This is a genomic window from Aeoliella mucimassa, from assembly GCF_007748035.1.
GTDB lineage: Bacteria > Planctomycetota > Planctomycetia > Pirellulales > Lacipirellulaceae > Aeoliella > Aeoliella mucimassa.
Genome location: NZ_CP036278.1, coordinates 4,408,450 through 4,421,789, shown reverse-complemented (window position 1 = coordinate 4,421,789; position 13,340 = coordinate 4,408,450). Strand labels below are relative to the sequence as shown.

The window sequence follows — 13,340 nt, the reverse complement described above, 5'->3', positions numbered from 1 at the left end:
CAGCGACCCCTCCCTTGCGTCCATGGAAGGTTCGCAGTTGAATGAACTTAGTGATTCGTCTGGTCGGGTGAATACACGGCCCCTGACGAGTCTTCTGCTTATGGTCGATGTCGAACCAGCGTGAAGGAGATGACGTATGCGTCGGAATTCCGCCTGTCGTGACTCACAGCAAGTGCAGTCGTTGGTCGAAAGTGTCAACCAATTTGCTCTCTGGTTGTTCGAACAAGTGAGCAACGATCGCCCGAAGAGTAACTTGGTGTTCTCGCCGAGTAGCATCGCTAGCGTGCTGGCAATGGCCCGGTTGGGAGCGTCCGGCAAGACACGCGAGTGCTTCGATTTTGTACTGGAACATAAGCTCAGCGAAGTCGAACTCGGCGAAGCCTATCGCGTGCTGATGGATGAGATTGCTGCGAGCAGCAGCGATCTTTGCATTGCGAATCGAGTCTGGGGCGACGCTCGATTTGGGTACCATGATAAGTTTCAGGCCGATTTGCTCGATCTGTTCCACGCCGACTTGGAGCGGGTCGATTTTGCAAACGAATCCGAATCAGCGGTGGGCAAGATCAACGCCTGGGTGCGAAAGCAAACGGATCATCGCATCGATCGCATCGTCGATTCCGGGAGCATTTCTTCCGCAACCACGATGTTGCTGACCAACGCGGTCTCTTTTAATGGGTCATGGCTATTGCCTTTTGACCGAAAGGAGACGAAAACACGACCTTTCCATCTATCCGATGGAACCACGACCAGCGTGAAGATGATGTCGCAACGCGAACATCTTGGCATCGCAGGTACTGCCGACTACATGGTGCTTCAGCTCCCCTACAGAGATACCAGCCAAGTCGAGCAAGCCGACGGACAACCACGGTGTCGCTTCGTGATGCAGATTGTGCTGCCAAGGCATCCTTCCTTTACGCTCGATCGGGCGATGGATTGGGTCGTGGCTGGCGGTATCAACGAGCTGCAATTCAGCTACGCATCTGAGGTGAAGGTTTCGCTGCCGAGATTCCGCATCGAGAACACGCTGAGCTTGGAGTCGGCGCTCAAGACACTCGGGCTCTCGCTGGCCATGGACCCCGCGCGGGCGGATTATTCCAACATGTGCGAGCAGGAGACTGGGATGTCGCTCTCGAAGTTGACGCAGCGGGCGATGGTGGAAGTCGACGAAGAAGGCACCGTGGCCTCCGCGGCGACGGGTGCGTGGCTGACGGTAGGTCGATCAGCCACGTTCTGCGTCGACCGCCCGTTCCTGTTTCAGATCATCGATAGGCAGACAAAACTTATCCACTTCCTGGGACGGTGCGAACGGCCGTAAACGATTGAGGATTAACAGAGCTTGCACTCGTGGAAGCTGCGAACAGCCGCTTAAGTCAGCGATGGTACGTTGCAGATGGTGAGCACAGCATTCACGATACCCATAAGACCTTCGCCAGCGATCAGGCCTGAGGCCACGGCAAAGTCGAAGTTGCGGCATGACTGCGGCGACACGGCTTTCCAGATGAGCCAGGCAACCAGACCATACACCATGACCAGCGAGTAATAGGGAGGGACAATAAAAGCGATGCCGAGTGCCAGACCGCTGGGGACGTACGGGGCGATGGTCTTGAACCGTCGCAGCGTTGCCAGCAGTACACCGACCACGGTCGCTCCGCCGACGAACTGCACGCTATACGGGGGGAGTGCTGAGAAGCCGTTGGCCAGAAGCTCGGCCATGGCTTTCCAGGCCAAGGCGGCCGGAGCCGGCAAGCCGTCTTCAGTGCCGATCTCATAAGCGTTGGTAAACAGCACGTAAGCTGGCACCACAAACACCACGCCAGCGAGGATGCCGAAGAGCTGAGCAATGAACTGCTTGCGAGCCGAGGCCCCCAGCAGGTGACCGGTCTTGAGGTCTTGCATCATGTCGGCCGCCTGCGACGCACCCGCGCCGGTGATGGCCGCACACATTAAGTTGGTCGGAATCTGGCCAGGGGCCATCCCACCGAACACCAGCTGGGTGATCTTGCCCATGCCGCCGATGGGATTGATGTCGGTCTCGCCAGTCGAACGAACAGCAACAACTGAAAGGATGGACGATAGAGCAATGGCGATCAGCGAGTAGTACCACATGATGTCGAACACCAACTGAGCAATCACCATCGTGAGAATCGACCCAGCGATCAAACCGCCGATCCACCAACTATTGGGAATGCTGTCGGCCGAGTCGTCTTTGCCACTTTCGGCCGCGGCGGCGACGCCTTGGAAGGCGCGAATGAATGTCTTCCAGCTAAACGCTACGCTGGCGAGGGCCTCGCTCACCATGAGAGCCACGCCCGGCCAGAGAATCCAACCGCGGGGGCCATCGCTGAAGCTGTTGACATCGCCAGGGGCCCAGCCTTGCGACTGGACAAAGGAGCCCAGCACAGCCCACCCAAGAATCGCACCGGCGAGCAGCGACAACACAACCCGCGGGCCAATCAAGAAGCCAGCCCCGAACAGAGCTGGTCCCAAGTAAATTTTAAATCCCCAAGCAGTCGCGGTAGCTAGAATCGCGATGCCAGTCCATTTGTCGATCGGCGGAGACTCAAGTTGCGGAACGAAGTAGTACGACAGCGTAAAGATCCCGGCAAAGGCACCCGACCAGAGCAAGTAGTTCGCCTTGGCGATGGCAACCGATCCATCGCTGAACATCGCGGTAATGGTCTCGGCCGTGGCGGTACCGGTGGGGAACTTGAGTTTATCGATCAGCACCATCTGGCGCCGGAGCGGGACCGCGAAGAACACTCCCAAGAAAGCAATCGCGAGCGACCAGAGTACCAGTTCCCACCACGAAATCGGATTGCCGAGCATGTCCATCGCGGGAATCGCGGCTACCAGTCCAGCGGCCGAAGCCATGGAACCGGCCGCCGAGCCGGCGGTTTGGGCGATGTTGGTCTCGAGCACCGACAGCCGGCGATCAATCATCGCAAAGAACGAAAATCCAAGCACCGCCGAAATAATCGACGCCCCGAAGGTCCAGCCAATCTTCAGGCCGATATAGATATTGGTGCAAGCAATGATACTGCCGATCAGGCAACCTGCGACAACCGCACGGGTAGTGAGCTGCGCTCCCAGGGACCAGTCGGGATTGGGACCAGCCGCAGGTTCTTCGGGAATTTCAGGGGAAGATTGCGGCGACGCAAATGGCGATTGTTCGTCCATCGTAGGCAGATTGTCAGCGGTGAGCGGAGCCAGGCAGGGGAGTCCTGCCCGCAGAAAAGCCCGATTGTAGCAGGTGCGAGCCGGTGTCCCGAGCCCCAATCGGACATCCGACCGCGAACCTCGCGAACCGCCGGGGCCTCTCTTGCAGTAGTTCGCATAATCGTGCAAACTATGAGCTTCCCCGACGGGGAAAGCTGCAAAGCACCACACGCACCCCTAGCTCAACTGGATAGAGCATCGGACTACGAATCCGAAGGTTGCAGGTTCGAATCCTGCGGGGTGTGCTCAAAAAGCCTCTGAGAAATCAGGGGCTTTTTCTGCTAGGTGGCTTCTCCTATCTTCCGGCGTGATGGCAAACACTCAATAAACACTCAATACGATTTTTATGTCGCCCTACGCTTGGGCGGGTAGCTTGGGGCAGTGGATCAGGCCCGATATTTCGGTCTGTCGCATCCGCTCTGCCTGGTTGATGTAACGTCGGGTGGTTGCCGCATCGCGGTGCTGCATCACGTGCTGGAGCACGTCCGCCGGCAGGATGCTAGCGTTATTGGTCGCGAATCCCCTCCGAAGGTTGTGGAATCGCCCTGGGATTTCCACATTAGCCGCTTTCTTGAGCGCCACGAAATCCTTGCTGAGCGTGTCCGGGTGGTTGGTCCACGCGAACACCAGCGGGTAGAAGTCTTTGATCGCAAGCAGGTGGTCGATCGCCATCGGCGTCAGTTGGATTCGAGCATCGCGGTTGCCCTTGGTGGTCTCGGCCCTCGCGAACACGGTGCCAGCTTCCAGGTCGAGGTTTTCGCGCCTCACATCGAGCGTCTGGCCGATCCGCCAACCGGTCGTGTATAGGAAGACCAGTAGGGCACGCCACCAGTCGGCCGGCTTGTAGTGTCGATCTGCTGGCCGCTTCATGGACTCAGCGGCCTTATACAGTTCAGTGAACTGGTCATCGGTGATGAATACCACCTCGCGCTCTGGTTCCTTTAGCAGCTTCACGGTCGGCGCTTTGGTGAGCAGCTCTTCCTCGGCTGCCAGGTTCACCATGGCACGTAAAACGCGAAGCTCCTTATTGAGCGTCGAGACCGAAAGGGGAGGTTTCTCGAGCTTTCGCCGTTCCGACTTTCGCAATTCAACATAGCGATCGATCGCGGTTCGGCTGAGGTCCTCGGCCCGCTTCGGTTTGATAAGCTTCTCGAACTTGGTAACGATCGCCGTGTAATCGATCACGGTTTTATATCGACAATGAGTCTTCGCGTGAGCGAGAAACAGCTCCTTTGCTTCGGTCCACTTTGCGCGGTTGCAGAGCGGATCAACCAGGTTGTTGGCAAGCTCACCTTCCTTTTTGCGTCGGTACTTTTCGGCCATCGATCGGCTGCCGACTTTCTTTGATCTGCGGCGGCCTTTTTCCATCCAGCCGACGGACCAGGGGCAATCATCCTCGCCTAGCTTTCGCTTCTGGCGTGAGTCTTGGAAGAGCCAAGCACGCATCGTTGCACCTCCAGGTAGTTCGGGTCGGGTTGTTTGCTTCCATGCGATTCTGACGCATCCTGTGGCTGCCTTTCTGGCAGTTTTCACTTTCAACGTATCAAGCTGGTAACCTGGTAACACCTGTCGTGGGTTACTTTCAAAATCACGCCGGCCGCGACCGTTGCCGCGGTCTACGCTGCGGCCGGCGTGGGTCGCGCTTCCTTAAATCAAGCCAAGCTCGGCCAGGCTCACTACCTGAATCTCGACGTGCTCGGGTTCTTCCACGTGGTGGCCGTGCCTCCTGCGGATCGCCTCGCAGTGGCGTGCGATCTCTTCGGGGGATGGGTCGGTGCCCTTTCCCTCTGGCCAGATTTGCTCTCGCTGGTAGCCGTGACAACCCCGTGCAACCAGATGGACCGTGGACGGTGAAACGCCGAGCCTTTCCGCTATCGCTCGTTGGGTGCCGTTATTCGAATCGAGTTCTCGCTTGATTCGGTTGAAGTGTTCTCTTGTTATGCGTTCTTGCACGGTGCCCCTCCCTCCTGGACGGACCCGACGATTGGGGGGAGATCGAGGTCAGCAATGCGATTCTTGCTTAGCTCAACCCACTCGCTCTTGGCCTGCTCGCGTTTCGTGTCCGGCTGAGTGCAGACCAGGTTATATAAAATGGGCAGCATGCTTGCGCGAATGCGTTCCCCTTGCGCGACGATCTTCGTCGCTTTGCGCATATTGCAATCGCCTCCATGCACCACACTGCTGGCCATGTTGCCGAAACTCGTGAAGTCTCGCCTCTCCTGCTCGCTAATGACTCCCTCAGCCAGTAAGAACTCGGTTAACCTGTGGATCTGCGGTCGACGAAGCGTTCGCCAGCCGGGGCACATGAGGGCCACGCGCTTAAGTAACCGCTCGACGGCCGTTCGCGACGTGCTGACGGCCGCGGCCCGGTATCCAGCATTCAGCAGGAACATGGCCTCGGCGAACTGATCGCCCGCACAGAACTCGGCTCGGAGTAGTGGCCGGTAGCGGTGGGGCATTCTCCGCCAGGTCCACCGAAACGCTGCGAAGTGAGCCAGCCAGCACTGGAGATTTCGTGTAAGGGTAATTGGCATCGTTGGCACGCCTTCCCTGGTCCCAGCAGATTGCCGGGTCCATAAAGAAAGCGATACCGCGCACAGGCTTTGCTTGGCGGCCGAAGAGCCGCCCGGAGCCCTTACGGGTGCTCCAAACCTGAGCGCGGCATCGCTCTGATTTCTTCGGTAGATTTAGCATTTCTTCGGTCCTCTGGTGTCGAACCACGGCTGGAAGGGGGCAACCAGTTCGCTCGCGTGCTGCTTCCGATGCGGCTTTCGCCTGCCAATCAGATGCAGCGTGCGAGCTTCCTGGTAACACCTGTCGCCGTTGGTTAAACGGGTTTAGCGTCTGTAATCTTACGCACTTCTCCCAAAAGTTCAAGCGTACTTTCTGGGTGTTCACTAGGGATCGGTTTGCGCACCGTTGCACGGACCGATCGGCCACCGCCTGCAGCACCGCCGCCTATGTCGATGGAGCCTGGTAACACCTGTCGAAGTGTTCTTTCTCTCACCCACAAAAGGTAAGGAAACGTTTCCTTACCTTAACGGCGACTCGCTGGTGGGAGCTGGCCGACCTCTTCTTTCAGCATCGCCAACTCCTCACGCAGCACCTTATTCGCGTTATCGATCGACTCGCGAGCGACGGCCTGCACGTCTGGCGGCAATTGTGCGATCCGCTTTTCTGCGACCTCGCTACCGAGCGTGAGCAATTCTTCGAACGTGCTGCACGCCCTGACCTCGTCGACGGTGACCAGGTCTTCAATCAGCCAGTCGATAAACGCCGAGGTCATGTGCTCGGCGGCCTGGTGCATTCGAACATCGATGTGGGGAAGCCCGACGTAGCAATCTACGAAGAGCTTGCGAATGTGTTGGTCGACGGTCATGGTTTCGCTCTATTCCTGTTGGGTGGTGCCGGTGCGAGCGTAGAGGATTTCGCCATTTAGTTCTCCTGCTTCGTCGTGCCGCCGGCCGGTTCACTCGTATTACTATTTTCTTTTTGCTCTTGAATGCCGAGGCTTCTTTTTTGAACTTCTAACTGCTCTTCCAGCAGTGGAATTAATCGCTGTAGAATGATCGCTTCGTTTGCGTTGCCGGGTGTCGACTGCAAAAACTTCGCGTAGCCGAGCCGGTTCTCAATACCGATGTATTCGTTACGCGCCGCGCCTAGCACGATACTGCGATCATAACCTAGCGAATCTTGCGTGTTGGTCACGCCGCGACCGATCGCGGCCATGGTTTGATGGCCGCGACGGAGCCAGGCTGCTTCGATGTCGTTCGCGGCCGCCTCGCTCGCCGATTCAATATCGCCATACCGAAGTGCCGCATCTTTCAACCGACCAGCCGAGCCGGGCACCATGTTTGCCGCGCTTACGCTAGGATCGACTTCCATGAACCGCCGAGCATCTAGGTAGCCATCCGCGTTCGCCAGGTTGCTGCGAATCCGAGCGAAGCCTTCCCGATCGTTCTGCAAGGCCGAGAACGCCATCGCCGCGTTCGATTCGCCCAACACATTGATAGCCGTACTGCCAGCATCTACTTGCGATTGGATGCTGTCGAGCGTTTCAACTAGCGTGCCTTTCGCCAGGCCGCGACGGAGAAGCGAATTATAGAGCGCGCCGAGCTGCGTTCCCGCCTGATCGATGTTGCCCGCTTGCTTCTCTAACACCGCCAGAGCCGCCATTGAAGAGTCGCCGGTGAACTTCAGCTCGCGAGACTGCTGCCCAAACTTGGTGGAGGCTTGGGCGGTCTCAGCCGCCGACACCTGCGTTTCCTTTGAGCTAACGCTGACTCTGTCGGCGATTTCGCGCAATGAATACCGGCCATCGTACAGATTGCCGACTTTGCTAGCCGACTTTCCGAACTCAATGAGCTTGTCGCCAGCGATTTGCCTGCTTTCGCCGATATCGAGGAGCGCCCTCACGTCCTCTTTCGAGTAGCCTGCATTCTTCACAGCGATCGCGAAATCACCGCCCTGCGAGTAATTCTCGAAGATGCCGCGTTTGACCGCTTCCCGAGCCACGCCGAGATTAGCTAGGTAATCTTCCGGCGAATCGCTGACCTGCTGCAGCTCGCCCAAGCTGCCGAGGCTTTCGACTACCGCGCTGCTGGCCGACTGCGCGGTTTGCTCCATTTGCCGAAGGGCCTGCATGGCCGTACTGGCCGCCGAGCCCACGCCCAGCAGGCCAGTCACGCCAGCTGCCAAACCGCTGAGCACCTGCTTACTGAACATACCCTTCGTGGCCGAAGTTGCCGCGTGCAGCTCGCCACGAAGCTGAGCGATCCTTCGGCGCCGCGTTTCGACGCTGATCGCATCCGCCCGGTGCAGCTTGATCGTTTCACGTAGCTGGCGGTTGAACGATTCCTGCGGGGTTTCCAGCGACTGCCTGAGCGTTTCACCCTGCTGCCGCAGCGCCTGCTTGACTCGCTCCGACTCCGCTGCCAGCTTGCGTTCGCTCTCAGCAGCCTCCCGAAGCTTTGGGTCGAGTCTGTCGAGCTGCTGACGCCAGCGATTGGCAGCGGCTTCGGCCTTGCCTTGCTCCAAGGCTCCCTTCTCGACGTAGTGGGCGAGCCGGGCGAGCTTGTGGTTGTACTGCTCGACCTTGTCGCCAGTCGCCGCGAATCGCTCCGCCTCGCTCTTGAGCTTCGCGAGGCCTTTCGCCGCGTCGGCCCCTTGCTGTTCCGACTTGTCGAGTTCCGCGTTGAGCTGACGAATCAACTCGACCGCACCGCGACCGGAACCTTGAAGTTCGAACTTTGTGCCCATGGCTGGAATCCTTTCTAAGAGCCTCTGCAAGTAAGTGATTCGGCGGGGTGTAAGTGCTGGAATCCCAGAGAAAACGCCCTTTTGGGGGCATTCGCCGCGCCGACTTACTTACTTACCCTCTCTGCCTCGAACAAATAAAAGTGCCGCGATTGCGGGCGGAGCCCACTGCGGGAGGGGGGGCGGCAAAGGACCCTTGGCCCCCGGGGGGGGTGGGGGGTGCCCCAGGGCTCGCCACAGCTCGCCTGCCAACGCCTCGCGTTGGCTTTTGCTTTGGCTCATCACCTGAGCCCTTTTCGTCAACCCAACGCAATAGCAGCCCGCTGGTGAATTCAAACGGCAGCGGGTGGCTCACACCTGTCCGACCAAAGCAGAGCCAGCCCGCCGCCGCCACACTCACCACGACTACCGAAACGCCTTCGGGGCAGGCGCGCTGAACGCGTCACACGCAACCCCGCCGTACCGCCTCTTGACCTCAAGGCAAGCCTCGCTCCAGCGGCAGTTCTTCTCCTGCTGGTACGCGGTCGCGATGGCTACCAGCTTCGCCTTCCGGTCCGCTTCAGGGGTAGCTTCGATCGATGCTTTTGTTGGAAATGCAAACATGTCTTTTTTCTCTCTCTGTGTAACAAAGTGGGGGGGAGTGGTTTGTTTTGCTTTACTCGGAGTCGTCGGCGATCATAGACACTTCAAGCCGCTTCATTCTCATCCACGCATGGATCGGCTCGCGAGCTGCCAGCGCTCTTTCGTCGAACTCGGCCTGCAGTTGATCTCTGCGTTCGATCTTTTCAGGCAGCGCCGCTTCGATTTCATTCAGCCAGGCAATCCATACCTCGCCATCTAGCTTGGGGTTATTTTTTTCTCGTTCATCGATCGCTGCCGGGCAATATAATCGAACCGCTTCCCAAACGATCAAAGCGTGGCCGCCGGTACTCGCCCAACGCCGAAGTGATTGCGATCCTTCGATTGAAACCCAACCTTTGTGCTGCTCGATTTCATCTTTCAATATGAATAGCTCGGAGAACTCTGCCTTTAGTTCACGCCGCGTGAACGCGACCTTGTCGCGAAGCGGCTGAGGTGCCCTTTCGAGAAGCCGCTCATAACAACTTTGAACACTCTCAAATGCGGCTCTCTTTTTATCGCGAATCGCTACCAGCTCTCGCAGCTTTTTTGCAAGCGAACTTGCCTGCTGCGCGAGCACCGGCTCGCGCGACCCCTCGGTAACATCAAGGTCTTCCATTTCGGCTCTGGTATTCGCGAGGGTCTTCTCGGCGGCGTCGAGTTCTGCCTTCGCAGCAACGACTGCGTTGTAGTCGCCGCCGAGTTCTTCGAGCATTCGCATGGTGCCTGCTCGCGAGCGAAGCAGCATCGCCAATTCGTGGACGCTCTCGACCTTCCTCTGGAGGTGTTGTACTTGGTGCGACTTTAAAAAGGACCACTCAGCAGGCGTGACGATCAGCTCGCCAGATACAAAATTACCATCGTGACGGTCCACCAGCTCATCCAACAGTTGCTCCAGTGCGACAAGCCTTATCAACTCATTGTGGCGTTCCGATTCGACGATCGCAGTGGCCTCGTCAGTGACAGGCTTTTCTCGTTTGCCGGCGGGCTTGGTTTCTGTTGCGTTTCCCATTCTTCAATCCTTGTAGTGGTGGGGGGGAGAGTGATTTGCTTTTTCTAGTGGAGCCGCCGGTAGTCGTCGGCAGCTTCGGCAAGTGTTGGGTATTTGCGTCGCAAAGCAGCCTCCTGTGATTCACTGAGGTCTGCCAAAAAGTCAACGCCGGGGTGCGCGGCGAGAGCCAGCTCGGCGTACTTGTCGTAAGCATCCTTGCCGCGGAGGTCGGCGTGCTTGTCGTTCGCGAGTACCGCCGCGATGGCCTGCTCGGGGGCTGCCACCTCGTCAACGAAGCCCCGCTTCAACGCTTCCTCTGCATAGTAGGTTTCGGCGGAAATCGCATTCAGTACCTGGTCGGAAGTCATGCGGCGTCGGCTGCACTTGGGAGGCACGCGATTGATGTATTGCAGGAACCATCTGCTAACTTCCTCGACCTGTGCGCGAACCGCTTCGATATCGCCCTCAGTGACAGGCACGCCGGGCATTCCGCGATGCTTCGCATTTGCCGAGGCAACCGGAATCACTTTAATGCCAGCCGCTTCATAAGCGGCGCTCGAATCGGTGAGCACCGAAATCACACCAACGGAGCCCACCACCGTTGAAGGCGAAGCGATGATTGTGGTGGCTTGCGAAGCGATCCAGTAGGCGGCGCTCGCTAGGTACTCACTTGCTATAACAGTTACCGCTTTCGCTTCGCTGAACTCTCGCACCAAGTCGGCCGTTTCAGGCACGCCTGCGACTAGACCACCCGGCGAACTCATGCGAATTATCACATGGCCAACAGCATCATTACGCAGAATCGAGTACAGCCTCTCGCGCACCCGCTCCAGATACCAAGGCGTCAACACGCCTTCGACCCAGCAGGTGGCGACCAGCTTCGAGTCCTCGCGAAAACGCACAACCTGGTGCGTTGGCGAAATCGCCAACGCTTCTTGAAGTTCAGCCGCCGCGGCCGGCAGCACTGCTGCCAATTCGTGTTTCATTGTGAATTACCTCGCGTAACTTCGGTGAACGTTTCGAATGCAAACGCTTCATCTCGGGAAAGCAACAGGCCGAACAACGACTCGGCCAACTCCGCGCCGATGCGATTGTCCCGCAGCCACAACAATCGTTCGCGTGACACCTGCCAGCCGACACCGGGGCCGGGCACCTGGGCGTCGTGCCACCGCCAGCCGGTTGCCAGCTCGGCGTCGAGCGTGCGCGCTGCGGTCATACCAACCGTTGATTCCGGCACGATGAACACTACATCTGCGAGGGTGGCCAACTCGAGCCCGTAGCCGCTACCATTACGAAGCAACAGGCCAACCGGAAGCTTGCGTAGATCTCGCAGCCAGTCGATTTCCTGACGAGCGAACGCGAATCCCTGCGTGGCTTGGGTGGCTGAGTCGAAAACGATAAACGTCGGCCGCGTGAAGCTCTCAATAAGGTCAGCCGCTTCCACCCACCGATCGAAACAAATCGTGCCATTCATTCGAAGCACGTCGAGCGACGGGTGCCACTCCTGAAAAACCTCGCCTGCAGCCTCGCCGCGGGCGAGGTCGCCAACAAAAACGGTTTGTTTGGTTTGTGTATCGCTCATAATTCGCAATCCTCCACAATTCCAAGCAGTGCCGATTCGCAAGCCGGGCCGATCGGCTCGCCAGTCGGCCAAGTCGCCAGCAACGCTTCCGCCATATTCGGCAGGTGCTCGCGTATTAGCCGTTCGGCTTCATCGCGATCGACGCGCTTCGCTCGCTCTCGCGTAGCACGCGAAAACGGCTCGCGCTGGCACTGTTTTGGCGGCCGCGGGTACAGTCTAGGCATTGTTTTCGACTCCTCCATAATTGGGGAGTGCCAGCGCCTCGGCCATTTGCTTTCGAGTTTTCGCCAGCAATCCCAGCGGCTTCCCCTTGTGAGAAAGCTTCGCGACTTCCTCCAAGGTCGGATTCTTCGCCGCACCCACGTAGGCGGCAACGAAAGTTCGCTCCTGCCATTCGTCGACCTTTCGACAAAAAACTCCCCAGCCGCCGACCGCACCGAGCGCGTGAGTCGCCAGAGGGTCGTCTAGGACGCCGCGATAATCGGCGGCGACTCCATGCGTTCTCGCGAGCTGGTCGGCTCGTTTGAAAGCCTCGTGCGCGAGTGCTTGCAAGTCGCGGTCAGCACGCCCGAGAGCAAGCGCTCGGACCTCGGCCGCGCTTGGCGGATGAGTGCCACCTTCGCGGATCGCTCGCATGACTCCGGTTTGAACTTGTGATTCGCTCAGGTCGCCCAAGGCAAGCTCGAATGCCAAGAACGTTCCCGCGGAGCATTCGCGGTTCCACGCTCCAAATAGTGCGGTTACGTGAGTCGAAATAATTTTTGAGCTAGCCACACAGACCCCCTCTCAGCTTGAGGTATTCGGCGGCCGCGGCCTCGGGGGCCATCTTGCGCATACTCACTGGCGTGCTGGGCTGGGATCGCGCGGGCGGCGATCCTCGCGCCGCGTCGAAACTTTTCCACCCGTTCGCCTCGGCTTGCCGGATAGCGGCCAGCACGGCCTCGGTGCCATGCTCCTCCGCTTGCTGCTGGCAGGTCGCAACGAGCGCAGCGAGCGCTCTCGGCTTTGGCGAGTACTTGTGTTGCTCTCGGCGATAGGCGAGCCATTCGCGGATCGCTTCTCGGAGCTGGCGGTCGTCGATCGACGCGATCGGATCAGGCAAGCCGGATTTTCCCCCTGCACCCCCTTTACCTTGTTCTATGCTTTCCTTTCCTTGTTCTATAACTCGCGTTTCGCACGTTCGTGCGATTTGATTTTCGGTAACCGTCGAAGTTGGTTTGCATGTAGGTTGAACTGAGTTGCCACCTTGGTTGCAACTCGGTTCCGGCGTAGGCAGCACTGACTTCGATTCTTGGCTGTGGGGCTTTTGCAGCTCTTCCCATCGAAGTATCTGAATCACGCGAACGCCATCCACTTGGTAGCGGAGAATTAGCGGGCACTCGCCGCCGGCCAACTCTTCAAGCATCTGATCGATGTCGACCGCGTCAGCAGGAAAGAGCTGCATCTTGATTCGCTTAGGCCTGTCCTCAAGCCTACCCTCGCGATCAGCTAGCAAGGGAAGGCCTAGGTAGAGTAACCTGGTTTCGAAGCGATGCTCGACCAGGTGTTCATTCTGGTACGGGTCAGGCCTGAGGATGCGAGTGCGCATTGATGCCTCCCTTCTTATGGAAAGTCAGGGAGCAACCTGTTGCCAACATTCGTTTCATAACGTATGATTCCTTTCGCCAAGTTCGTTTG

Annotated in this window: 13 protein-coding genes and 1 tRNA gene; 2 read left to right on the top strand and 12 right to left on the bottom strand. The window is 58.3% G+C overall.

The annotated features are described in order from the left end of the window. Positions 1 to 136 precede the first annotated feature (136 nt). Positions 137 to 1,315 (top strand): serpin family protein, encoded by a 1,179-nt coding sequence (locus Pan181_RS17230; protein WP_145248519.1) that lies wholly within the window; start codon positions 137 to 139, stop codon positions 1,313 to 1,315. 50 nt (positions 1,316 to 1,365) lie between these two features. Here the strand turns inward: Pan181_RS17230 and Pan181_RS17225 are convergent, their stop codons facing one another. Beyond that, a complete protein-coding gene (locus Pan181_RS17225) occupies positions 1,366 to 3,177 on the bottom strand; it encodes an OPT family oligopeptide transporter (protein WP_145248517.1) in 1,812 nt (603 codons plus the stop codon). 210 nt (positions 3,178 to 3,387) lie between these two features. On the opposite strand from Pan181_RS17225, the gene Pan181_RS17220 reads away from it, so the two are divergent. After that, positions 3,388 to 3,461: transfer RNA gene (locus Pan181_RS17220), tRNA-Arg, on the top strand. 109 nt (positions 3,462 to 3,570) lie between these two features. Here the strand turns inward: Pan181_RS17220 and Pan181_RS17215 are convergent. The 11 genes from Pan181_RS17215 to Pan181_RS17165 form a co-directional block, all read right to left on the bottom strand. Continuing rightward, the gene (locus Pan181_RS17215; RefSeq protein ID WP_145248515.1) at positions 3,571 to 4,662 is read right to left on the bottom strand and encodes a tyrosine-type recombinase/integrase; all 1,092 of its coding nucleotides are present in this window, start codon (positions 4,660 to 4,662) and stop codon (positions 3,571 to 3,573) included. Between the two features lie 201 nt (positions 4,663 to 4,863). After that, positions 4,864 to 5,169, bottom strand: coding sequence for a helix-turn-helix domain-containing protein (locus tag Pan181_RS17210; protein ID WP_145248513.1), 306 nt, complete (start codon positions 5,167 to 5,169; stop codon positions 4,864 to 4,866). Then, positions 5,154 to 5,675, bottom strand: a complete 522-nt coding sequence (locus Pan181_RS17205; protein WP_145248511.1) for a hypothetical protein — start codon at positions 5,673 to 5,675, stop codon at positions 5,154 to 5,156. The genes Pan181_RS17210 and Pan181_RS17205 overlap by 16 nt, the downstream gene beginning before the upstream one ends. A 578-nt stretch (positions 5,676 to 6,253) precedes the next feature. Beyond that, positions 6,254 to 6,595 carry a hypothetical protein gene (locus tag Pan181_RS17200; protein WP_145248509.1) on the bottom strand — a complete coding sequence of 114 codons (342 nt, stop codon included), beginning with the start codon at positions 6,593 to 6,595 and terminating at the stop codon, positions 6,254 to 6,256. Positions 6,596 to 6,651: 56 nt separating this feature from the next. After that, positions 6,652 to 8,475 (bottom strand): hypothetical protein, encoded by a 1,824-nt coding sequence (locus Pan181_RS17195; RefSeq protein ID WP_145248507.1) that lies wholly within the window; start codon positions 8,473 to 8,475, stop codon positions 6,652 to 6,654. A 652-nt stretch (positions 8,476 to 9,127) separates the two neighbouring features. After that, on the bottom strand, positions 9,128 to 9,805 hold the full coding sequence (locus Pan181_RS17190; RefSeq protein ID WP_145248505.1) for a hypothetical protein: 678 nt from the start codon (positions 9,803 to 9,805) through the stop codon (positions 9,128 to 9,130). 341 nt (positions 9,806 to 10,146) lie between these two features. Beyond that, on the bottom strand, positions 10,147 to 11,067 hold the full coding sequence (locus Pan181_RS17185; protein ID WP_145248503.1) for a S49 family peptidase: 921 nt from the start codon (positions 11,065 to 11,067) through the stop codon (positions 10,147 to 10,149). Beyond that, the gene (locus Pan181_RS17180; protein WP_145248501.1) at positions 11,064 to 11,663 is read right to left on the bottom strand and encodes a hypothetical protein; all 600 of its coding nucleotides are present in this window, start codon (positions 11,661 to 11,663) and stop codon (positions 11,064 to 11,066) included. The genes Pan181_RS17185 and Pan181_RS17180 overlap by 4 nt, the downstream gene beginning before the upstream one ends. Beyond that, positions 11,660 to 11,887 (bottom strand): hypothetical protein, encoded by a 228-nt coding sequence (locus Pan181_RS17175; RefSeq protein ID WP_145248499.1) that lies wholly within the window; start codon positions 11,885 to 11,887, stop codon positions 11,660 to 11,662. Before Pan181_RS17175 ends, Pan181_RS17180 begins: the two co-directional genes overlap by 4 nt. After that, on the bottom strand, positions 11,880 to 12,356 hold the full coding sequence (locus tag Pan181_RS17170; RefSeq protein WP_145248498.1) for a hypothetical protein: 477 nt from the start codon (positions 12,354 to 12,356) through the stop codon (positions 11,880 to 11,882). The genes Pan181_RS17175 and Pan181_RS17170 overlap by 8 nt, the downstream gene beginning before the upstream one ends. 73 nt (positions 12,357 to 12,429) lie before the next feature. Then, the gene (locus Pan181_RS17165) at positions 12,430 to 13,107 is read right to left on the bottom strand and encodes a hypothetical protein (RefSeq protein WP_145248496.1); all 678 of its coding nucleotides are present in this window, start codon (positions 13,105 to 13,107) and stop codon (positions 12,430 to 12,432) included. Between the last annotated feature and the right edge of the window lie 233 nt (positions 13,108 to 13,340).